The organism is Faecalibacterium sp. OF03-6AC (genome assembly GCF_003478175.1).
Lineage (GTDB): Bacteria > Bacillota > Clostridia > Oscillospirales > Ruminococcaceae > Faecalibacterium > Faecalibacterium taiwanense.
Genome location: NZ_QUEN01000001.1, coordinates 85732 through 107375, shown reverse-complemented (window position 1 = coordinate 107375; position 21644 = coordinate 85732). Strand labels below are relative to the sequence as shown.

The 21644-nt window shown below is 57.8% G+C and carries 16 protein-coding genes and 5 tRNA genes; 11 read left to right on the top strand and 10 right to left on the bottom strand.

Features of this window, described 5'->3' with window-relative positions; translation table 11 throughout:
• Window positions 1-49: 49 nt before the first annotated feature.
• Genes DXA66_RS00465 through DXA66_RS00455 form a run of 3 tightly spaced genes read right to left on the bottom strand, consistent with a single transcriptional unit; the run spans window position 50 to window position 4672 of the window.
• Window positions 50-1861 carry an ABC transporter ATP-binding protein gene (locus tag DXA66_RS00465; protein WP_118526087.1) on the bottom strand — a complete coding sequence of 604 codons (1812 nt, stop codon included), beginning with the start codon at window positions 1859-1861 and terminating at the stop codon, window positions 50-52.
• 1 nt (window position 1862) lies between these two features.
• Window positions 1863-4169, bottom strand: a complete 2307-nt coding sequence (locus DXA66_RS00460; RefSeq protein ID WP_118526085.1) for an ABC transporter ATP-binding protein — start codon at window positions 4167-4169, stop codon at window positions 1863-1865.
• Window positions 4166-4672 (bottom strand): MarR family winged helix-turn-helix transcriptional regulator, encoded by a 507-nt coding sequence (locus DXA66_RS00455; protein ID WP_242959263.1) that lies wholly within the window; start codon window positions 4670-4672, stop codon window positions 4166-4168. The genes DXA66_RS00460 and DXA66_RS00455 overlap by 4 nt, the downstream gene beginning before the upstream one ends.
• A gap of 202 nt (window positions 4673-4874) precedes the next feature.
• Here DXA66_RS00455 and DXA66_RS00450 point away from each other — a divergent pair, with 202 nt between their 5' ends.
• Window positions 4875-5858, top strand: coding sequence for a Na/Pi cotransporter family protein (locus tag DXA66_RS00450; protein ID WP_118526081.1), 984 nt, complete (start codon window positions 4875-4877; stop codon window positions 5856-5858).
• An 80-nt stretch (window positions 5859-5938) separates the two neighbouring features.
• Window positions 5939-6595 carry a sortase gene (locus tag DXA66_RS00445; RefSeq protein ID WP_118526079.1) on the top strand — a complete coding sequence of 219 codons (657 nt, stop codon included), beginning with the start codon at window positions 5939-5941 and terminating at the stop codon, window positions 6593-6595.
• 82 nt (window positions 6596-6677) lie between these two features.
• Here the strand turns inward: DXA66_RS00445 and gltA are convergent, their stop codons facing one another.
• Both gltA and DXA66_RS00435 read right to left on the bottom strand, forming a co-directional pair.
• Window positions 6678-8072 (bottom strand): NADPH-dependent glutamate synthase, encoded by a 1395-nt coding sequence (gene gltA / locus DXA66_RS00440; protein WP_118526077.1) that lies wholly within the window; start codon window positions 8070-8072, stop codon window positions 6678-6680.
• Window position 8073: 1 nt separating this feature from the next.
• Window positions 8074-8916 carry a sulfide/dihydroorotate dehydrogenase-like FAD/NAD-binding protein gene (locus DXA66_RS00435; protein ID WP_044954207.1) on the bottom strand — a complete coding sequence of 281 codons (843 nt, stop codon included), beginning with the start codon at window positions 8914-8916 and terminating at the stop codon, window positions 8074-8076.
• A gap of 341 nt (window positions 8917-9257) precedes the next feature.
• Between DXA66_RS00435 and DXA66_RS00430 the strand changes: the two genes are divergently transcribed.
• The 5 genes from DXA66_RS00430 (at window position 9258) to DXA66_RS00410 (ending at window position 9843) form a co-directional block, all read left to right on the top strand.
• Window positions 9258-9333, top strand: a tRNA-Gly gene (locus tag DXA66_RS00430).
• Between the two features lie 6 nt (window positions 9334-9339).
• A tRNA-Val gene (locus DXA66_RS00425) sits at window positions 9340-9415 on the top strand.
• A gap of 3 nt (window positions 9416-9418) precedes the next feature.
• Window positions 9419-9492 (top strand) — tRNA-Asp (locus DXA66_RS00420).
• Between the two features lie 169 nt (window positions 9493-9661).
• Window positions 9662-9737: transfer RNA gene (locus tag DXA66_RS00415), tRNA-Phe, on the top strand.
• Window positions 9738-9767: 30 nt separating this feature from the next.
• Window positions 9768-9843, top strand: a tRNA-Gly gene (locus DXA66_RS00410).
• Window positions 9844-10036: 193 nt separating this feature from the next.
• On the opposite strand, the gene DXA66_RS00405 is transcribed toward DXA66_RS00410, so the two are convergent.
• Window positions 10037-11026: a nucleoid-associated protein gene (locus tag DXA66_RS00405; RefSeq protein WP_118526075.1), complete on the bottom strand. Its 990-nt coding sequence runs from the start codon at window positions 11024-11026 to the stop codon at window positions 10037-10039.
• Between the two features lie 143 nt (window positions 11027-11169).
• Here DXA66_RS00405 and DXA66_RS00400 point away from each other — a divergent pair, with 143 nt between their 5' ends.
• Window positions 11170-11547: a PH domain-containing protein gene (locus DXA66_RS00400; protein WP_118526073.1), complete on the top strand. Its 378-nt coding sequence runs from the start codon at window positions 11170-11172 to the stop codon at window positions 11545-11547.
• Between the two features lie 83 nt (window positions 11548-11630).
• Here DXA66_RS00400 and DXA66_RS00395 read toward each other — a convergent pair whose 3' ends face one another.
• Window positions 11631-12794: a sugar MFS transporter gene (locus DXA66_RS00395; protein WP_118526071.1), complete on the bottom strand. Its 1164-nt coding sequence runs from the start codon at window positions 12792-12794 to the stop codon at window positions 11631-11633.
• 170 nt (window positions 12795-12964) lie between these two features.
• On the opposite strand from DXA66_RS00395, the gene DXA66_RS00390 reads away from it, so the two are divergent.
• Window positions 12965-13954: an AraC family transcriptional regulator gene (locus tag DXA66_RS00390; RefSeq protein WP_243089001.1), complete on the top strand. Its 990-nt coding sequence runs from the start codon at window positions 12965-12967 to the stop codon at window positions 13952-13954.
• 17 nt (window positions 13955-13971) lie between these two features.
• Window positions 13972-15291, top strand: coding sequence for an MATE family efflux transporter (locus DXA66_RS00385; protein WP_118526067.1), 1320 nt, complete (start codon window positions 13972-13974; stop codon window positions 15289-15291).
• Window positions 15292-15434: 143 nt separating this feature from the next.
• Here the strand turns inward: DXA66_RS00385 and DXA66_RS00380 are convergent, their stop codons facing one another.
• The 3 genes from DXA66_RS00380 to DXA66_RS00370 form a co-directional block, all read right to left on the bottom strand.
• Complete coding sequence (locus DXA66_RS00380) at window positions 15435-16961, bottom strand: DUF6056 family protein (RefSeq protein ID WP_118526065.1); 1527 nt, start codon at window positions 16959-16961, stop codon at window positions 15435-15437.
• 133 nt (window positions 16962-17094) lie between these two features.
• A complete protein-coding gene (locus tag DXA66_RS00375; RefSeq protein WP_118526063.1) occupies window positions 17095-18183 on the bottom strand; it encodes a sugar kinase in 1089 nt (362 codons plus the stop codon).
• Between the two features lie 144 nt (window positions 18184-18327).
• The gene (locus DXA66_RS00370) at window positions 18328-19248 is read right to left on the bottom strand and encodes a radical SAM protein (RefSeq protein WP_118526061.1); all 921 of its coding nucleotides are present in this window, start codon (window positions 19246-19248) and stop codon (window positions 18328-18330) included.
• Between the two features lie 155 nt (window positions 19249-19403).
• Here DXA66_RS00370 and DXA66_RS00365 point away from each other — a divergent pair, with 155 nt between their 5' ends.
• Window positions 19404-21422: a fructose-1,6-bisphosphatase gene (locus DXA66_RS00365; protein WP_097777594.1), complete on the top strand. Its 2019-nt coding sequence runs from the start codon at window positions 19404-19406 to the stop codon at window positions 21420-21422.
• Window positions 21423-21644: the final 222 nt, after the last annotated feature.

Here is a 21644-nt window from a genome sequence, read left to right as displayed (position 1 = left end):
ACTGCCGGGCGGTGTTGATAAGGGAATCATTCAAAAAGGGAAAAGTTCTTTACTCCACCACGTCCTCGAACTGGCTGTTGTACAGGTCGGCGTAGAAGCCGCCTGCCTCGATCAGCTGGTCGTGGGTGCCCTGCTCCACAATGTCGCCGTCACGCATCACAAGGATGAGGTCGGCATCCCGGATGGTGGAAAGACGGTGTGCGATCACAAAGCTGGTGCGGCCCTCCATCAGGCGGTCCATGGCGGTCTGGATGCGCTGCTCGGTACGGGTATCCACGCTGCTGGTGGCCTCGTCCAAAATCAGGATGCGGTTATCTGCCAGAATGGTGCGGGCGATGGTGAGCAGCTGCTTCTGGCCCTGACTCACGTTGGAAGCGTCCTCGTTCAGCTCCATCTGGTAGCCGCCGGGCAGGGTGCGGATGAAGTGGTCGGCGTTGGCAGCCTTGGCGGCGGCGATCACTTCTTCGTCGGTAGCATCCAGACGGCCATAGCGGATGTTCTCCATGATGGTGCCCTTGAACAGCCATGTGTCCTGCAGCACCATGCCGAAGCCCTCGCGCAGAGCGCTGCGGTCAAAGTCACGCACATCGTGGCCATTCAGGGTGATGGAACCGGAATCCACATCATAGAAGCGCATGAGCAGCTTGACCATGGTAGTTTTGCCCGCGCCGGTAGGGCCGACGATAGCCACCTTCTGGCCGGGCTTGACCTCACAGCTGAAATTGTGGATAACGGTCTTGTCCGGGGTGTAGCCGAAGCGGACATGACGGAATGTCACCTGACCGTTGATGCAGCCGGGGTCGGCCCGGCGGGCCGGGTCTGCCTGCTGATCCTCCTCCGGCTCGTTCAGAAACTCGAACACCCGCTCAGCGGCAGCGGCCATGCTCTGCAGCATGTTGGACACCTGAGAAAGCTGCTGGATGGGCTGGGTGAAGTTCTTGACGTACTGGATGAAGGCCTGAATGTCACCGATGGTAATGGTGCCGTTTGCCGCAAAAATGCTGCCCACGATGGCCACTGCCACGTAGCCCAGATTGCCTACAAAGTTCATAATGGGCATCATCAGGCCGGAGAGAAACTGGCTCTTCCATGCGGATTCGTACAGCTTATCGTTGGCGGCGTTGAAGTCGTTCAGCACCACGGCCTCACGGTTGAAGGCTTTGACCACGTTGTGGCCGGAGTAGACTTCTTCCACCTGACCGTTCACAACGCCCAGAATGGCCTGCTGTGCCTTGAAGTATTTCTGGCTGAACTTGACCACGATGAGCACCAGCACCAGCGAGACCGGCAGGATCAGCAGGGCGATCAGGGTCATCTTCGGGCTGATGGACAGCATCATGACCAGCACGCCGATCATGGTGGTCACACTGGTGATGAGCTGGGTGATGCTCTGGTTCAGGCTCTGGCCCAGCGTGTCCACATCGTTGGTGATGCGGGACAGCACCTCGCCCACGGTGCGCTTTTCAAAGTAGGCAAGGGGCAGGCGGTTGATCTTTTTGCTGATCTGCTTGCGGAAGTCGTAGCAGACTTTCTGGGAAAGGCCGGTCATGAGCCAGCCCTGAATAAAGCTGAAGGCACTGCTCAGCAGGTACATGCCCAGCAAAAACAGCAGGATTCGGCCGATATACACAAAGTCGATGCTGCCGGTGCCGCGCAGCTTGGCGATCCAGCCGGTGGCAAGAGCCGTGGTGGCCTTTGCCAGCACCTTGGGGCCTGCAATGTTGAAGATGGTAGAAAGAATGGCAAATACAATGGCGGTAACGAGCGAAAGGCGGTAGCGGCCAAGGGTGCGCACAAGCTGCAGCAGGGTGCCCTTGAAGTCCTTGGCGCGTTCGGTCGTCATGCGTCCGGGTCTTGGCATATCACTCACCCTCCTTTTCGGTATTCAGAGATTCGAGGTCCAGCTCCTTCTGGCTCAGCTGGCTGCGGGCGATCTCCTGATACTCCGGGCAGGAAGCCATCAGCTGGGCATGGGTGCCCTTACCCACCAGACGGCCTTCGTCCAGCACCAGGATCTGGTTTGCGTGTAGCACAGTGGAGATGCGCTGTGCCACAATGATAACGGTAGCGTTATCGGTCTGGGCTTTCAGTGCACGGCGCAGGGCAACATCGGTCTTAAAGTCGAGGGCGGAAAAGCTGTCGTCGAACAGATAAATTTTGGGGTCCTTGGCAATGGCACGTGCAATGGAAAGGCGCTGCTTCTGGCCGCCGGACACATTGGAGCCGCCCTGTGCAATGGGGCTTTGGTAGCCCTCGGGCTTTGCGTCGATGAACTCGGTGGCCTGCGCAATGGCAGCAGCCTTTTTCACATCGGCATCGGTGATGTGCTCCCCGCCGAACTTCAGGTTCGAGTCGATGGTGCCGCTGAACAGCACGCCCTTCTGGGGCACATAGCCCAGCAGGTCGTGCAGCTGTGCCTGCGGCATATTGCGCACATCGATGCCATCCACGGTCACGCTGCCGCCGGTGACATCATAAAAGCGGGGGATGAGGTTGAGCAGGGTGGATTTGCCACAGCCGGTGGAGCCGATGATGGCGGTGGTCTCGCCGGGCTTTGCGGTAAAGCTGATGTGCTCCAGCGCATCGCTGTCCGCACCTGGGAAGCGGAAGCTCACATCGTGGAACTCTACCTCACCCTGCCAGTTTTCGTGCTCCTGCGTGGGCTTTGCAGCAGCTTCGTCCGGGTCGTTGATGGTGGCCTTGGTGCGGATCACCTCGTCGATGCGCTCCGCAGCCACACCGGCGCGGGGCAGCATGACGGCCACCATGGCCAGCATCAGGAAGGACATGACGATCTGCATGGTGTAGGTGATGAATGCGATCATCTCGCCCACCTGCATGGTGCCGTTGTCCATGGCCTTGCCGCCGAACCAGACGATCAGCAGGCTGGTGCCGTTCATGATGAGGGTCATAAAGGGCATCATGGCAACCATGGCACGGTTGGTGAACAGCTGGGTGCTCATCAGGTCTTTGTTGGCCTTGTCGAAGCGCTCCTCCTCAAACTTTTCACGGCTGAAGGCGCGCACCGGCATGATGCCGGTCAGAATCTCGCGGCTGACGAGGTTCAACCGGTCCACCAGCTTCTGCATGATCTTGAACTTGGGCATGGCCACACTCATCAGGAAGAAGATGAGCAACAGCAGAACGGCCACATCCAGCACGATGATCCAGGAAAGGCCGGTGCTGCTGTTCAGCACATGCAGCACGCCGCCAATGCCCAGAATGGGCGCATAGGCCACCATGCGCAGCAGCATGACGCAGACGAACTGCACCTGCTGGATGTCGTTGGTGGTGCGGGTGATGAGAGATGCGGTGGAAAAATTCTCAATCTCTGAATTGGAGAACCCGATGACGCTGGCAAAGGTCTCACGGCGCAGGTCGCGGCCAATGGCGGCGGACACACGGGAGGCGAGGAAGCCCACCGCAATGGACACAGCCACCATCAGCAAAGTCAGGCCCAGCATCTGGCCGCCTACGCGGTAAAGGTAGCGCATCTGCACATCGTGGGCAATGCCCTGTGCCTCGTATTCCAGCTGCACCAGCAGCATGGACTGGCTTTTGAGGTTCTCCATCAGGGTATCATCCAGACTGGCAAAAGCACCGGTCAGCTGCTGCTGGACAGCTTCGCGGGTGAAGCCGGGCATCTGGCTCATAGCGGCAAACTGGGCGCATACGGTGTCCAGATCTTCGGCAGTGGGGGTGACGGTCTCGCTATCCGTGGTGGTGCTCTCAGAGGATGCCGCCTGCATGTCAGCAAGGCCGGTCATGCCCATGGTGTCCTGCCCGGCGGGGGCGTTCGCTGCCTGCGCGGCGGCCATATACAGCACGATGTCCGGCGTGGTGACGGCATCCTCCAGCGCGTTGCGCTCGTCATCGGTCAGGTCGGTGCGCAGCTTCAGCACGCCGTCGTCCTGAAGATAATACCCGTAGGCGTTCTGGAGCGCATCGGCGTCCTCTTCGCTCATCAAAAGCGTGAGGGCGTCCAGCGTGCTCTGGCGTATCGTTTCCGGCAGGGGGCTTTCAATGCCGCCCTGCTGGATGCCGGTGTCCACGATCCTGCTGGTGTAGTCCGGCAGCGAAAGATCGCAGTACGCCTGCACGAACAGCAGCGCGAACACCACAAGACAGACGGCCCAGTGCCGGGCCAGCTGCTTGAAAATTTTCGTCATAGTTCGGTTCTCCCTTCGTTGTTTTTTGCTTCACGGGAAGCGTTTTCCGCAAGAATGGCATCCATCAGTGCGCCGCGCAAAGTATTCATCTGCTGCACCTGCTCCGGTGTCAGCCGGGCCATCACGCAGGCAAAATAATCGCTGAGGGCATCCTCACACCGGGCACAGGCGGCGTAGCCCTCCGGCGTGATGCGCACCAGCGTTTTGCGCCGGTCAGCCGGGTCCGCTTCGCGCAGAACAAGGCCGTCCTGTTCCAGCTGGCGCAGGCTGCGGCTGATGGCCGGCAGCGGCTGGTGTGCCTCCCGGGCAAAATCGGAAACATACACCGCTCCGTTCTGCCCGCGGGTACTGATCGTGTGAGCCAGACCCTCCAGCATGGGAAAGTGGCACTTGGGACAGCCCCGCAGAGCCGCCTTCATGCCGGCCCGGGATGCCTTGCTCAGCCGCCCCAAAAAATGGCACAGACCGTGAAAGCTCGCGGCGGCTTCGGTCTCGTTCAACATTCTATCCCTCCTCATTGCAAAATGCTTAACAGCTGTTAACTATTAACGCCTGACAATAATATTCCTCCGGCACCCAGAATGCAAGGGCAGTTTAGGATAATTTTAAAAAAGTTCACAAAAAGGGGAGGGCGACAGAAAGCCTGAACCGCCCGGCAGCTGCATAAATAGAATAAGAAACGTTTCTGCGGGAGGGGCGGCGGCAGTGGAACAGAACCTGACAAGAATTTTTACACTTTTTGGCGGCTTGGCACTGTTTTTATACGGCATGGATGCGCTCAGCCACAGTCTGGAAACAGCGGCAGGCAGCCGCCTGAAAAGCCTGCTGGCCGCTGTGACCGGCAGCCCGGTGCGGGGCGTGCTGGCGGGGGCTGCGGTCACGGCGGTGCTGCAAAGCAGCTCGGCAGTCACGGTGATGGTGCTGGGCTTTGTAAGTGCGGGGCTGCTGACCCTGCGGCAGGCGGTCCCGGTGATCTTTGGCTGCAACATCGGAACCACCGTTACCGCACAGCTGCTGGCTTTCCGGCTGGAAGATGTGCGCGGCCTTGTGCTGCTGGCCGGGCTGCTGCTCTGCTTTGCCTGTGCAGGGCGGAAGGGCCGGGCTATTGGCCGGGCGGTGTTCGCCTTTGGCCTGCTGTTCGAGGGCATTGCTGATATGGGCACTGCCATGGAACCGCTGGCGCAAGGCCCGGTGTTTGTGCACTGGCTGGGTCGGGTGCGGCAGCACCCATGGCTGGGACTGCTGGCGGGGCTTGGCATGACCCTGACAGTGCAGAGCAGCTCGGCTACCATTGCCCTGCTGCAGAACTTTGCAGCCCGCCCCGGGCTGGACGGCAGCAGTCTGTTGGGTCTTGCGGGTGCGCTGCCGGTACTGCTGGGCGATAACATCGGCACCACCATCACGGCAGTGCTGGCATCCTTGAGCGCAAACCGGGACGCAAAGCGGGTGGCTGCGGCCCATGCAGTGTTCAATCTGACCGGCGCGGCGGTGTTCTGCGCCGGTCTGCCGTTGTATGTGCGGCTGACGGCTGCACTTTCGCCCAAAGGGCCGGAGCTTGCCGTGATCGCCCGGCAGATCGCTAATGCGCACACCTTGTTCAATGTGGTGTGCACGCTGGTGTGGCTGCCGCTGACCCCGCTGATGGTGCGATTTGTGTGCCGCCTTGTGCCGGACCGGGCAGTGCGGTAAGTTTTTACTGGACAAACATACCAATTGCGCATATACTGAAAGGGATGAAACCTACTGCGGAACAAGAAGGAAACATTGCTATGCGACAGAAAATCGGAAGAGCGTGTATGGTGCTGGGCGCGCTGCTGATCCTTGCAGCAGCAACCCTGCTGGCCTATAACAAGTGGGATGCATCCCGTGCAGACAAGGCCTCGCAGGAGGTGCTGGGCGAGCTGGAGCAGACCCTGAACGCTGCCATTGAGGAAAAAGCAAAATCGGATACCGTGGCGCTGCAGCCGGAGCTGGACCCCACGCAGGAAATGACCGTGACCGAACTGAACGGCTGGGATTACATCGGCTATCTGTCCATTCCGTCCATCGGGCTGGAACTGCCGGTGATGAGCCAGTGGAGCTATGCGGGCCTGAAAATCGCACCGGGCCGTTACTCCGGTTCCACCTATGCGGATAACATGGTGGTCTGCGCCCACAACTATGCAAAGCATTTCAGCCCCATCAAGTGGTTGACCGAGGGCGCGCAGGTCTATTTTACGGATATGGACGGTATGCGCTGGACCTACGAGGTCTCCTATGTGGAAAACCTGCAGCCCACGCAAATTGAGGAAATGACCGAAAAGACGGAAGAATCCGATGAATGGGATCTGACCCTCTTTACCTGCACCACCGGCGGCAGCGCCCGGTGCGCTGTGCGGTGCGTGCGGACGGGCTACCCGGCGCTCACAACGGAGACCGCAGAATAAGATGCAAAAAATCCCCTGTGCGCTGGCACAGGGGATTTTTCATATCCGGTATTCAGTGGGCGGTGCCCACCTTCACAGGGGATTACTTGCTCTGGATGTACTCGTCAATGGCCTTTGCAGCAGCCTTGCCTGCGCCCATGGCCTTGATGACGGTGGCTGCGCCGGTCACGGCATCGCCGCCGGCGTACACACCATCGCGGCTGGTTTTGCCGTCGTCGCCGTCGGTAACGATGCAGCCGTGCTTGTTGGTTTCCAGACCCGGGGTGGTGGAGCGGATCAGCGGGTTGGGGCTGGTGCCCAGACTCATGATGACCGTGTCCACATCCAGCTCGAACTCGCTGCCCTTCTTCTCAATGGGGCGGCGGCGGCCGGAAGCATCCGGCTCGCCCAGCTCCATCTCAATGCAGGTGATGGACTTGACAAAGCCCTCGTCGTTGGCGTGGATCTCCACAGGGTTGCACAGGGTCTTGAAGATGATGCCCTCTTCCTCGGCGTGCTCCACCTCTTCCTTACGGGCGGGCAGCTCAGCCATGCCGCGGCGGTAGACGATGTACACGGTCTCGGCACCCAGACGCAGGGCGCTGCGGGCAGCGTCCATAGCCACGTTGCCGCCGCCCACAACGGCGACCTTCTTGCCGGTGCGGATGGGGGTCTTGCTGGTGGGCAGATAAGCCTTCATCAGGTTGGAACGAGTCAGGAACTCGTTGGCGGAGTAGACGCCCTTCAGACTCTCGCCGGGGATGCCCATGAAGCGGGGCAGACCGGCACCGGAGCCTACGAACACGGCCTCGTAGCCGTACTCGCCCATCAGCTCGTCGATGGTGAGCACCTTGCCAATGACCATATTGCACTCAAAATCAACGCCCATCTTCTTCAGGCCGTCGATCTCCTGCTGCACGATGGCCTTGGGCAGACGGAACTCGGGGATGCCGTACATCAGCACGCCGCCGGCCACATGCAGGGCCTCGTAAACGGTGACCTTGTAGCCAAGCTTTGCCAGATCGCCTGCGGCGGTCAGGCCGGCAGGGCCTGCGCCGATGATGGCCACCTTGTGGCCGTTCCATTCGGGCACGATGGGGGCGGTGTGCACATTCTCACGGTGCCAGTCGGCAACAAAGCGCTCCAGGCGGCCGATGCCCACCGGCTCGTTCTTGATGCCGCGGGTGCACTTGCCCTCGCACTGGCTCTCCTGCGGGCATACACGGCCGCAGACAGCGGGCAGGGAAGAGGAGCGGTTGATCACCTGATAAGCGGCTTCAAAGTCGCCCTCGGCCACATGGCCGATGAACTCGGGGATATCGATGCCCACAGGGCAGCCGGTCTGGCAGGGTTTGTTCTTGCAGTGCACGCAGCGCTTTGCTTCGTTCACGGCCATTTCTTCGGTGTAGCCAAGTGCAACTTCCTTAAAGTTCTTGTTGCGCACATTGGGGTCCTGCGTGGGCATGGGGCACTTCTTCGGGTCCATATTGAAAGCCATCTTATTTTACCTCCTGATTGAGCAGATTGCATGCCGCTTCACGGGCGTGTGCCTCAAACGGGCGGTACATGGTGCCGCGGGCCATTGCCTCATCAAAATCCACCAGATCGCCGTCAAAGTCGGGGCCGTCCACGCAGGCGAACTTGGTCTCGCCGCCCACGGTCAGGCGGCAGCCGCCGCACATGCCGGTGCCGTCGATCATGATGGGGTTCATGGAAACGATGCTCTTCAGGCCATGCTTCTGGCAGGTCTTGACCACGAACTTCATCATGATCAGCGGGCCGATGGTGATGACCAGATCGTACTGGTTGCCGGCGGCCACCAGCTCGTCCAGTGCAGCGGTAACAACACCCTTGGTGCCATAGCTGCCGTCGTCGGTCATAATGCGCAGCTCATCGCTGCAGGCTTTGAACTCATCCTCAAGGATCAGCAGGTCCTTATTGCGGAAGCCCACCACGCTGTGCACCACACAGCCCTGCTCGTGCAGCTCACGGGCAATGGGCAGAGCGATGGCGCAGCCTACGCCGCCGCCCACGACACATACCTTCTTCAGGCCTTCCACCTCGGTGGCGCGGCCCAGCGGGCCAACGAAGTCGTGGACGCTCTGGCCCACCTGCAGGCTGTTCAGCTCCATCGTGGTACCGCCCACGATCTGGAAAATGATGTCCACAGTGCCCTTTTCACGGTCGTAACCGGCCACGGTCAGGGGGATGCGCTCGCTGTCCTCAAACGGGCGCACAATGATAAACTGGCCCGGTTTTGCCTTTTTGGCGATCAGCGGGGCTTCAATGACCATCTTCGTCACGGTGGGATTCAGCGCGACTTTTTCAGTGATCTTATACATTGTGTTTGCTCCTTTATGCTGGCTTTTCCTATTTCTGCGCACGAAAACGCGCCTGTATGCCCTCGGCGGCATAACAGACGCAGCTCTTACAGGCGACAAAATGACACGTTCCATTATAATAGTTTACAAAAGGGAAAGCAAATCAATTTTCTTCGTGTATGCCGTGACAAACTTGAATAATGACACAGGTGAAGCCCGCAAAAGTGAAGCTTTTTGAATACAGACAGGCGGGTTTCCAACTTTTTTGCAGAAAATGCAAATTTGTGGTTGACAATTGCCGGGCGGTACGGTATAATAATCAGCGTCGCCGGTAAACAGTCCGGCACAAACACATGGAATGTGCGGCCGTAGCTCATCTGGTAGAGCGCCACCTTGCCAAGGTGGAGGTAGCGAGTTCGAGCCTCGTCGGCCGCTCCATTTTGTGGAAGTTTAGCTCAGCTGGGAGAGCATCTGCCTTACAAGCAGAGGGTCAGCGGTTCGAGCCCGTTAACTTCCACCATTTGGCCCGGTAGCTCAGTTGGTTAGAGCACCAGCCTGTCACGCTGGGGGTCGTCGGTTCGAGCCCGATCCGGGTCGCTTCGTCGAAAGTCCTGCAGTTCATCGGGCGGTCTTGCAAGCAAGACTGCCGTGATGAACGCCAGACTTTCTCATCTTCCCCACAAAATCTTGCTTTGCAAGCTTTCGCGGGGGCCCCGAAATTCGAGAGAATCGCTCGGGAGGGTGCAGGGATAATTGCACCGCTTATGCCTCTGTAGCTCAGTCGGTAGAGCAGGGGACTGAAAATCCCCGTGTCATTGGTTCGATTCCGATCGGAGGCACCAGTCAAGGAAACCCAGCAGGGTTTCCAATATGCGGCCGTAGCTCATCTGGTAGAGCGCCACCTTGCCAAGGTGGAGGTAGCGAGTTCGAGCCTCGTCGGCCGCTCCAACACGAAGCCATCGTTGATGCAGAAATGCAAAAACGATGGCTTTTTTGTTGTTTCCCGTTACGGCTCCTTCCTGTGAAAAAAAGAAAAGCCGGAAAATCCGCAGATTTTTCGGCTTTTGCAAATATGAAAATAATGATTCCGCTGATATTGTCGGAGCGCGATCCGTGCGCGGAGACAAGTTTAAATCGTTTCTTACAGGATCACATTTTTAATGAGCAGCGAGATGCTGCCGTCGTCGCTGTGCAGAAATTCCACCTCGTTGTCCGAGTTGAGCAGTTCGGTGGGGATCTTCACCTCAATGCCGTTGGCGGTGTGGATGCTGCGGCTCTCCATGCGGCGGATGCGCGCAGGGGTCACGGTCACGGGCTGCTCAGGCGCTTCCAGCACATCACTCTTTTCCACATAATCATCAAAGGGCACGGCGGCAAGGGGATATTCCTCTTCCAACTGCTGACGCACCTGCTGGATGGATACCTGATTGTCGTTGTCTGCGGCCTGATTGGCGATCAGCATCGCGACCTGAGCCTCTACGTGGGGCTGATCTGCGTAGTTTTCCTGCACGGCCTGCACGGCGGCTTCCTGAATGGCCTGCAGCTTTTTCTTTTCCGGCTGGGCGGTGGTGTACTGGAACACTACCGTGGAAAGGTAAAAATCCTTGTGGCCGTCGATGTCGAACTTTTTTTCCAGCAGCTTCATGGAGTAGTCGGTCAGATTGACAAGGGCACCTTCCTCCACCTTGCCGCTCTGGCTGGGCAGGCAGGCCCGCTGCTGGATGATGGAGTTCACCGGGGCACCCTCTACGGTCTCGGTGTAGTGGGTGTAGCCGTTTTTGTAGTTCAACTTCAGGATGCCCAGCCACGGCTCACCATCGCGGGTAAAATCCACCACGGCAAGGTCTGCCCCCGGAATGGTGGTGTGCGCGTGCATGTAGTCGAACAGAACGCCCGCGATGCGGCAGGAGAGGTCCACAAAATCGTGGTTGTGCTCCAGCTCGTTTTTAAAGGCGGAATCCGGCAGCGGGCGGCACTGGCGGATATCGTCGCTGGCAAGCAGCTTTTCGATGTGGTACTGGAAATAGGCGGTCTTTTCGGCGGTCATTTCCATGCCGCTGCCGCTGAGTACAGGCGCATCCATGGTGGTGTCCAGCACGTGCAGAATGGCCTGATGAATGATGATCTCCATGGGAGTTACCTCGTTTTTATAAGAATCTCTTTGGCATACAGTATAGCACAGCCCGGCCAAAAAGGCGAGAGCACATCTTGTAAACCGCCTGCAGGAATGCTACAATAAGGGCAGAAAACCACGCAGGAAAGGGGACAAAAACCATGGAATTCCGTGATAAGCCAATGGAAAACCTCATCCGCCTTCAGGAAAAGGACATCTGCAAAAATGCCCGCGCGCTGCTGCTGGACGGTGAGAGCATCGTGGGTGCCTACAAGACGGTGCGCGATCAGGTGATCTTTACCACCCACCGCATCATCATGGTGGATATGCAGGGCGTTACCGGAACCCGGCAGCAGATCTTTGTGCTGCCGTACCGCAAGGTGCTGCACTTCGGGATCCAGACGGCAGGCTTTGGCGACCCGATGCAGGCATCGCAGCTGACCGTCTGCTTTGCGGACGGACACGAGGCAAAGTTTGGCTTTATCGGCCAGCAGGAACTGTTTGCGGTCGCCAACGCCATCAGCCGGTGCATCCTGTAAATAACTCCTTTAAAACAGCAGGCTCCCCGCCCGAGACCGGACAGGGAGCCTTTTGCTGTATATGAAATAGGAGAATGGCAGAATTAGCAGCGGCTTGTTTTGCGCACCAGCTGTTCGTGCATGAATACCATGAGCACCAGCAGTGCCAGCAGGTAAAAAGGGAACAGTGCCGGAGTGATGTTGTTTGCCAGCAGGCCGAACAGCGGCGGCATGGCCAGATTGCCCAAATAGGCGCTTGCCATCTGGATGCCGATGACCGCCTGCGATCTGTCCGCACCGAAGTGTTCCGGCGTGGAGTGGATGATGCTGGGATAGATGGGCGCACAGCCAAGCCCCACAAGAACAAGACCGCTCAGGGCAAGGACCTGCGGCCCGGGCAGCAGCAGAGCCAGCACCCCTGCGGCCAGAATGCACTGACCCATGCGGATCATCTGCGTATCGTTGAATTTCAGGGTCAAAAAGCCGCAGGCGGCGCGCCCGGCAGTGATGCCGATGTAGAACAGGCTGGCAAAGCTGGCGGCAGTGCCGGCGGCAACGCCTTTCGTCAGCGTGAGGTAGCTGCTGGCCCATAGACCGGCCGTGGTCTCCAATGCACAGTAGCAGAAGAAGCACAGCATCACCTCTTTGGCACCCGGCAGGCAGAATACCTGTCCAAGGCTCAGCGCCTGCGGCGAAGCAGCTTCGGCTTCAGTGCCTGCAGTACGGCCCTGCCATAGCGGCAAACTGAAAAAGAGCACTGCGCTCAGCAGGATCTGGAACAGGGCAATGTACCGGTAGCCGGATGTCCACGGCCCGCCGCCTGCCAGCACCCGGCCCATGACCATGGGGCTGATCATGGTGCCGATGCCCCACATGCAGTGCAGCCAGCTCATGTGGCGGCTTTTATAATGTAAGGCAACATAGTTATTCAGGGCCGCGTCTACGCTGCCTGCGCCCAGCCCGTAGGGCACGGCCCACAGGCAGAGCATCCAGAACTGTGTGGAGACCGAAAAGCCGAACAGCGCGGCAGCTGTCATGGCCACACTGAGGACGGTCACTTTTCCAGTGCCCAGCGCACGGGTGAGCCGGTCGCTGTTCAGGCTGGAAACGATGGTGCCAAAGGAGATGATCATGGAGATCAGCCCCGCATAGGACACCGGCACACCGAGCGCCGGATACATGGAGGGCCACGCCGACCCCAGCAGGGAATCCGGCAGGCCCAGACTGATGAACGAGATGTAAATGATCGGAAGCAGAAGCTGTACCATAAACCTTGAGTTCCTCAGGGAAGGGTGTTATACTTGCAATGCATCGTGTGCTTTGCTGATGTAATAATATCACACATCAGGGCTGAATGTTAGGATAAAAACGCCCGATTGATACAACAAAACCGGCGCGGATGCGGATGTGCACCTTGAACGAAAGGAGATGGCTGATCGTGGCTTTTCAGACCAGCTGTGCAGCAGCGGGCGGGCTCAACTGCCCGCCGGATATTGTGGCGGATAGCGAGGGCAGGGAGCTGGTGCAGCACGGCAGCGCACTGTTTCCCATTGCCTGCTATGCAGAAGACCTCAAAAGCTATTCGGTAGCATGGCACTGGCATGAAGAGTTTGAATACATCCTTGCCGTAAAAGGCCCGCTGGCGGTGGACGTGAACAAAGCCCGTCTGATTTTGCAGACCGGGCAGGGCGTGTTTGTCAATTCCGGAGTGTTCCATGCGGTGGAGCAGGCTGAGACCGGGGATGCCCTGCTGCATTCCGGGGTATTCCATCCGCGCCTGATCGGCGGTATGGATACCATCTTCTGGCAAAAGCTCGTACACCCGCTGCTTCAGCCGGGAGCACCGGCGTTCTTTCTGCTGGACGAGGCAGACAACGGGCAGAAGGCCGTGCTCTGCCATTTGCGGGAAGTCTGGGACGCAGTGGCCCAAGAGGTCTTTGACTATGAGAATCAGGCGCGGTACCATCTTTCGGCGGCGGTGCATCTGCTGGGAATGCAGTGCGAGGGTGGAAAAACAAAGGTCTCTCAGCAGGAGCAGATCGCGGCCCAGCGCATGAAACAGATGCTGCGTTTTGTGGAAGAGCATTATGCTGAGGAACTGAACGTGGAGCGCATTTCCGACTGTGTGGCCCTGAGTGAGAGCGCCTGCCTGCGCAGCTTCCGGCAGCTGCTGGGGATCACACCCATCCAGTATGTCAAGCAGTACCGCATTGAAAAGGCCGCCGAGCTGCTGCTTTCCACCAGCATGAAGATCGGCGAGATCGGTGCCGACTGCGGCTTTTCGGATACCAGCTACTTTACAAAGACCTTCCGGGAGATCAAGCACTGCACGCCCAGAGAGTACCGTCAGAAGTTTGCAGGAAGAGAGCAATCTCTTTCAAGGCGGGACGGCGGCAGAGCCAGTGCACCGGCTGAAACAGCGTTATAAAAGGAGAATCGGAAACAATGCAGCGTAGTTTGACCAAAGGCCCCATCACCGGCAGCATTTTGCTGTTTGCTCTGCCGCTGATGCTGGGCAATCTGCTGCAGCAGATGTACAACATTGCGGATACATGGGTAGTGGGCCGCTTTCTCGGCGCAGACGCGCTGGCGGCAGTGGGCTCGTCCTATACCCTCATGACCTTCCTCACCTCTATTTTGCTGGGCCTGTGCATGGGCAGCGGTGCGGCCATTTCCATGCAGTATGGCAGCGGCGAGCAGGACCGGATGCGGCAGAGCGTGTTCCTTTCGTTCGTTCTCATTGCAGGCATCTCGCTGGTGCTGAACGTGCTGGTGTATCTGGGACTGGACGGAATCCTGTGGGTGCTGCGGGTGCCGGAGGAGCTGCGCCCACTGATGAAGGAATACCTGCTCATCATCTTTTTGGGCATTACGGCTACTTTTTTGTATAACTACTTTGCAAACCTGCTGCGCGCCATTGGCAACTCGGTGGTGCCGCTGCTGTTTCTGGCGGTTTCGGCGGTGCTGAACGTCATTCTGGACCTTGTGTGCGTGCTGGTGCTGAACTGGGGAGTGAAGGGCGCGGCGGGCGCAACAGTGTTCTCGCAGTTCGTGTCCGGCATTGGCATCGGGTTGTACACTCTCAAAAAATTCCCGCAGTTGTGCCCCAAAAAGGCCGACTGCCGCTGGGACAAAAAGAATCTGGATATCATCCTCAATCTGTCCGTCATGACCAGTGTCCAGCAGTCCATCATGAACTTTGGCATCCTGATGGTGCAGGGTCTTGTGAACAGCTTTGGCACCGTGATCATGGCGGCGTTTGCGGCGGCGGTCAAGATCGATTCCTTTGCCTACATGCCGGTGCAGGACTTCGGCAATGCGTTTTCCACCTATGTGGCCCAGAACTACGGCGCGGGCCAGACCGATCGCATCAAAAAGGGCATCCGCAGTGCGGGCCTGTGCAGCGCAATGTTCTGCGTGTGCATCAGCGTGCTGGTGTGCGCCTTTGCTTCGCCGCTCATGAGCATCTTCATCGACCCGGGCGAAGGGGCTATTATTGCCGCCGGTGTGCACTACCTGCGCATTGAGGGCGCGTGCTACATTGGCATCGGCATTCTGTTTTTGCAGTACGGCTATTACCGCGCCGTCAACCAGCCGCAGATGTCGGTGGTGCTCACCATTGCATCGCTGGGCACCCGCGTGGCGCTGGCCTATCTGCTTTCGGCCACGCCGCTGGGCGTTACCGGCATCTGGCTCAGCGTGCCCATCGGCTGGGCGCTGGCAGATGCCATTGGCATTGGATACTACCTGAAAAAGAAGCGCTAAAAAAGCAAATAGCACAAAAACAGAAACCCGGAACCTTCTTGAGCCGCTTGGCTCGGAACAGGTTCCGGGTTCCTACTTTTGCACGATGCTAGCGCATTTTTATTTTGCAATAGCCCCTTTTTTGCTCTGTGAGAAAGCAGGCATCAGCCTGCAGCGTCCAGAACGACCTTTTCATGATTGAAGTATTCCGCCAGAGCTTCGTTCTGCCAGTATTCACCGTCATCTTCGGATGCGGCAAGAAGATCATCCTCAAACGGCGGGCAGGGCGGCAGAAGCCCCGGAAGAACACAGACATCAGAAGGTGTCAGAAGAAGCTCCAGACGTTCCTGATAAGCCTGTTCATGCCGGTCTGCAGAGCCATCGACAATGGCAGTGATTGCCTTGCCGGAGGTAAGCCGCTGGAGAGAGGGCAGAGGATCCTCCGGTCCCACCAGACCGACGGCCAGCATGAGGATGCCTGCCAGAAAGAAAGCTGCCCGGTGGGATGGTACAGCAAGAAAAGCGGGCAGCCCTGATGGCTCGGAACGGGTGTGTTTGAACCAGTTGATCCAGTAATAGAGGATTGCAAAAATGCACCAGTAGGAGCTGTAGCAGTAAATGTTGATCTGACGCCCGGAGCCGATGTAGCCCATAGCATACAGCGGCGGGGTGTACTGCGAAGCGTAAAGGCCAAAGATCAGAGTACTTGCCAGCACCGGATGCTGGAACGGAAGGATGCGGCGATCCGGCAGGCAGTAGAAAAACACCCCGGCGATCGCAAACAGGACGATCTGAGGTAGATTGACCCAGCTCATCACCCAGATAACAGCGTTGGACAGAGAAAGAAGAATGGCCAGCACGGGGGAAATGGATGCCTCGCGGGCAGCCCGGACAGCGTTTCCGGGCGCAAGAACGCTGATTGCAAAGGAAACCAGCAGGATCAGAAGAATCACAGCAAGGCGGAACCGGCCGGGCTTTTTGAAAAATAACCATGCGGCGCAGAGAACAGAGGCGATGAAGCTGGTGGTCAGGGCGGTGCTGTAATTTCCGCCGCCGATCAGAACCGCAAGCAATGCACAGCACCCAGTCAGCACCGGATGCACTTTTTTGCCGGCGTCCAGCAGCAGGGTACCGATCCCGGCAAAAAAGAGAAGCGAAAACGAATAAAAGACCGCATAATAGGAAGCGCCGTTGAACCAGTAAAACGCCTGCGCCTGATTGGTCACCATCTGAACTGAGAGCAGAAGCGTCAGCGCGGAGAGGATCACGGCCTGACTGCTTTTTCCGCCCAGAAGCCTGCAATAGACAAAATGCATCAGGACGAAGGTGGAAAGGCTCAGGCAGCCGATAATGATGAATGGGGTGAGAAAATAGGCAGACTCTGAAAAAGCCCCCGGCTGTAATGCAAATAGAAAAATTGCTGAAAACGTCCCCTGCCAAGTGAAATAGTAGTCGCGCACCGTTTCCGCTGCAGCGGACAGAATCTCCGGGATCCCGCCGCCGGAAACAACCGCCCGATGCACAAGCAGTCCGTATGTAAAATCGTCTGCCAGAGGGTGACAGTAAGATGAAAACAGGAAAATCGGGATCAATGAGATCAGATAGAGAAGAACGGCCAGAAAGGCGATCCTGGATGGCATCAGTGCGGCACCGAACCTCCGGTGCAGGCGCTGGAAACGGGTCGAATGCATGAAAAACCTCCTGAAATAAAGTACAAAATGACATACCTGTAGTATAACAGAAAAAACCGGCAGGAAAAGTGTTTGCCCACAAAAAAATCTGGTCTCCTGCACAAAAGCAGGAAACCAGACCGGGAAAAAGCGATTACCGCTTGATATCGTAGTTCATGTTCATCAGGTTGCGGATAGTGCTCACATCATCGGTGATGTTGGCATCGCCGTGGATGGTGTGCTTGATGGCACTGCTTGCCACCGCAAAGTTGATCATATCCATGGCTCTGTAGTTGTGCAGCATGGCGTAGATCAGGCCGCTGGCAAAGGCATCGCCGCCGCCCACGCGGTCAAGGATATTAAAGGTGAACAGCTTGCTCTCGAAGGTGTGGCCGTCGTACCACATGAAGGCCTTCAGGCTGTTCTCGCTGCCGCTGTGCGCATAACGCACATGGCGGGCAATGCACTTGAGGTTGGGATACCGCTCGATGAAGTGCTGGAAAATCTCGTCCTGCTGCTCATAGCTGGGCTGCAGAGGCACGCCGTCCTTCCAGTCGCCCTTGGAGTGGTCGTTCTCATCCTTCCACAGGTGGTACGGCTCAATGCCAAGCAGCACATCCACATAGGGCAGGCACTCGGTGCAGAAATCGCGGGCTTCTTCCCAGCTCCACAGGGTGGAGCGGAAATTGCCGTCGAAGCTGACGGTCAGGCCTTTGTTTTTGGCGACCTTGAGCATATCCAGAATGAGGGCACGGCAGTTGGGTGCCAGTGCCGGGGTGATGCCGCTCAGGTGCAGCCAGTCGTAGCCGTCCAGCAAAGCATCCAGATCCACCTGCGAGAAATCGTACTCAGTAATGGCACTGTGCTTGCGGTCATAGATGACCTTGGACGGACGGATGCCGTAGCCGGTCTCCAGATAATAAGTACCCAGACGGTTGGAAGGAGTCTCGTTCGGCTCGGTCAGGATCATAGGGGTGCAATGCACGTCGTTGGAACGCAGCCAGCGCACGGCGCTCTTACCCAGACTGTTGTTGGGCACCACGCTGAAGAAGGTGCTGTCCACACCAAGGTTAGCCAGTGCCAGTGCAATGTTGGCCTCGCTGCCGCCGTAGCTGGCCTCAAAGCCGGATGCCATACGGATCTTCTCGTAGTTCGGCGGGGTCAGGCGCAGCATGATCTCACCGCAGGTGATGAATTTCTGGCCGGGGGTATCGTTGCCAAGGATCGGGTTGAAATGTTCCATAACGCTCCTCCTGATATTTACAGCTCATCAGAGTTCTGTTAACACATCGTTGTATCCATTATAATCCGACCCGGATGGGATTGCAAGCACTTCCGCGGGGACGCAAGAGAAAATAATCAGCCTTTTTTGGGAGATTTGACGAATTCATACCCCTGTCAAATCGAAAGAAGGCGTATACTCTTCCTTTGCGCTGCTCTTCTGCTGCATGTAGCCCTGCGCCAGTCCCTTGTCCATGGCATAGTTGACCACCCGGCGGTATTCATAGGTGGTAATGCGCCGTCCGATGCCGTGCTCTGCGGCTTTGTAAAACGGTGTGTACTGGCTCATGACGCTGGGGATGAAGCATCCGGGGTCTGCATCGTTCCACGCGGCCATCTGGTCAAGCACCGCAAAGCTGTCGTCAACATGGCCGGGCAGGGCAAGGTGCCGCAGAATGACCCCCTTTTGCAGGATGCCCTCTGCATTGAACACCGGGTGCCCGGCCTGTGTCATCATGGCTTCAATGGCGGGCTTTGCCTGCGCAAAATAGTCCGGTGCAGAGGAAAGCTCTGCCGAGAGGGCGGAGGAGACGTATTTCAGGTCGGCCAGCCAGATGTCGATGTATCCGCGCCATGCTTCCACGCTTTCCACCGTTTCGTAGCCGCCGGTGTTGCATACGATGGGCAGATGCAGGCCCTTAGCCCGGGCAATATCCAGCGCGGCAATGATCCAGGGCCGCCACTGGCCGGGTGTGACCAGATTGATGTTGTTGGCACCCTGCTCCTGCAGATTCAGGAAAATCTCTGCCAGATGTTCCACGCTGATCTCCTTGCCAAGGCCCTCGGCGCTGATGGGATAGTTCTGGCAGAAGCAGCATTTGAGGGTGCAGCCGGAAAAGAACACCGTGCCGCTGCCCTTTGTGCCGCTGATGCATGGCTCCTCCCAGTAGTGCAGGGCAGCGCGGGCTGCTTTTAAGGTGCCGCCCGCGCCGCAGAAACCGGTGCGCCCGGCAGTACGGTCGGCCCCGCACCGGCGCGGGCAGAGGGTGCAGGAAGAGGGAACGGAGACGAAATCGCTTTTCGGCATAATATCCAAAGTCCTTTGCTGAAAGTTTGTCAGCCCCAGTATACCACTTTTCGCCCCGGACGTGCTATACTATAAGATAAGGAAAAAATAATACATATAGAAAGCAACATCTTTGCAAGGTCCATGTGGCGGACTGCGGCGGAGAGAACGTTGTGATGGAGGAGACCATGCGCACCGAAACCGATGAGATCCGCGATAATCTCAAGTACCTGACCCTGCTCTCGCGGGATTATCCTTCGCAGGCGGCGGCAGCCAGCGAGATCATCAGCACGCAGGCACTGCTCAAGCTGCCCAAGGGTACCGAGCACTTCATGAGCGACCTGCACGGCGAGAATGAAGCTTTTGTGCATATTCTGAATTCCGCTTCCGGTGTCATTCGCGAAAAAGTAGATCAGGTGCTGGGCGATACCGTGCCGAAGCATACCCGCGCCGAGCTGGCAACGCTGATCTATTACCCCAACGAAAAGCTGCCCCAGCTCAAGGCACGCTGTACCAGCGAGGAAGCACTGGATCAGTGGTACACCGAAACGCTGCTGAGGCTCATTGATATCTGCCGTCTGGTGTCCTCCAAGCATACCCGCGACCATGTGCGCAGATGCCTACCTGCCAGCTGCGGCTACATTCTGGACGAGCTGCTCCACGCCCATTTTGAGGATCACGACAAGGACCTGTACTACGGCCAGATCGTGGGCAGCATCATTGAAAATGGCCGCGCCGACCGCTTTATCGTGCGGCTGTGCGAGCTGATCAAGCATCTGGCAGTGGACAAGCTGCACATCGTGGGCGACCTGTTCGACCGCGGCCCACGCCCGGATATCATCCTCGATCTGCTCATGCGCCACCACAATGTGGATATCCAGTGGGGCAACCACGATGTAGTATGGATGGGTGCCGCTGCGGGCAGCCCCATCTGCATCTGCACGGTGCTCAAGACCACGCTGGCTTATCATAACCACGGAATGCTGGAGGACTGCTACGGCATCAACCTGCGCCATCTGCAGCGCATGGCCGAGCAGTTCTACGGCAATGATGATCTTTCCATCTGGATGCCTCATACCGATGCGGCCCGCGGCCCCTACACCAGGGGAATGCTGCACCGCTGTGCCGTGATGCACAAGGCCATCAGCATTCTGATGTTCAAGCTGGAGTGCCATGTCATCGACCGCAACCCGGACTTCCAGATGCAGGAGCGAGATTATCTGCGCCGCATCGACTGGGAAAAGCACACGGTAAAGATCGGCGAAAAGGAGTATCCGCTGCGGGATACCTCGTTCCCCACGGTGGACCCCGCCGACCCGGCCGCACTGCACCCGGATGAACAGCTGGTGCTGCGCAAGCTGGTGCAGTCCTTCCGCCAGAGCGAAAAACTGCAGCAGCATGTGGAATTTCTCTATGCAAAGGGCAGCGTGTACCACATTGAGAACGGCAACCTGCTCTACCATGGCGCTGTGCCCATGACCAGCCGCGGCACCTTTGCCATGGAGCGCTTTGAGGGCCACCGCTACTCCGGCCGCGCACTGATGGACTACTGCGATGCCCGTGCCCGCCGGGGCTACTATGCGCCGGAAGGCAGCGCTGCCCGCCAGAGCGGACAGGATTTTTTGTGGTATCTGTGGTGCGGCAAGCTTTCGCCGCTGTTTGGCCGCAGTGCCATGACCACTTTCGAGCGGCTCTATGTAGAGGACGCTTCCACCCACACCGAGGTGAAGGACCCCTATTATACATGGTATAACGATGAGGCCGTCTGCCGCCGCATTCTGGCCGAGTTTGGCCTGCCCGGTGCCAGCCACATCGTCAACGGCCATGTGCCGGTGCGGGAAAAGAACGGCGAAAGCCCCATCAAGGGCGGCGGACGGCTGGTGGTGATCGACGGCGGTTTCTGCCGTGCCTACCACGAAAAGACTGGCATTGCGGGCTACACGCTGGTGTATTCCAGCCGCACCATGTCCCTGCGTACCCATCAGCCCTTTGAAAGTGCCGAGAAAGCGGTGAAGGATAATCTGGATATCATTTCCCAGAAAAACATTCTGGAAACCGAAAATCATCGCATTCTCGTGGAGGACACCGACGAGGGCGAGGTGCTGCGGGAGCGTGTGCACGACCTCAAGCAGCTGGTGGCTGCCTATCAGCTGGGCTGGATCACTGAGACTCGGTGCGAAGACCACATCTGGTAAAGAAAGCGCAACAGCAATGGATCTGGTTTTTGTAAAATACCTGAAAAAGAAATCAAAATTTTGGAATATCCTGCGCGAAAATGGGCAAAACAGAAAATAATAAAACAACACCAAGCGGGGCTTTGCTTTTTTGTGAAAGTTGTGTATAATAAGATAGCTGTACGTGTACGGCCTTATGGCCCATGCACATCAGGCAGCTTTTATGGAAAATGCTTTCAGGAA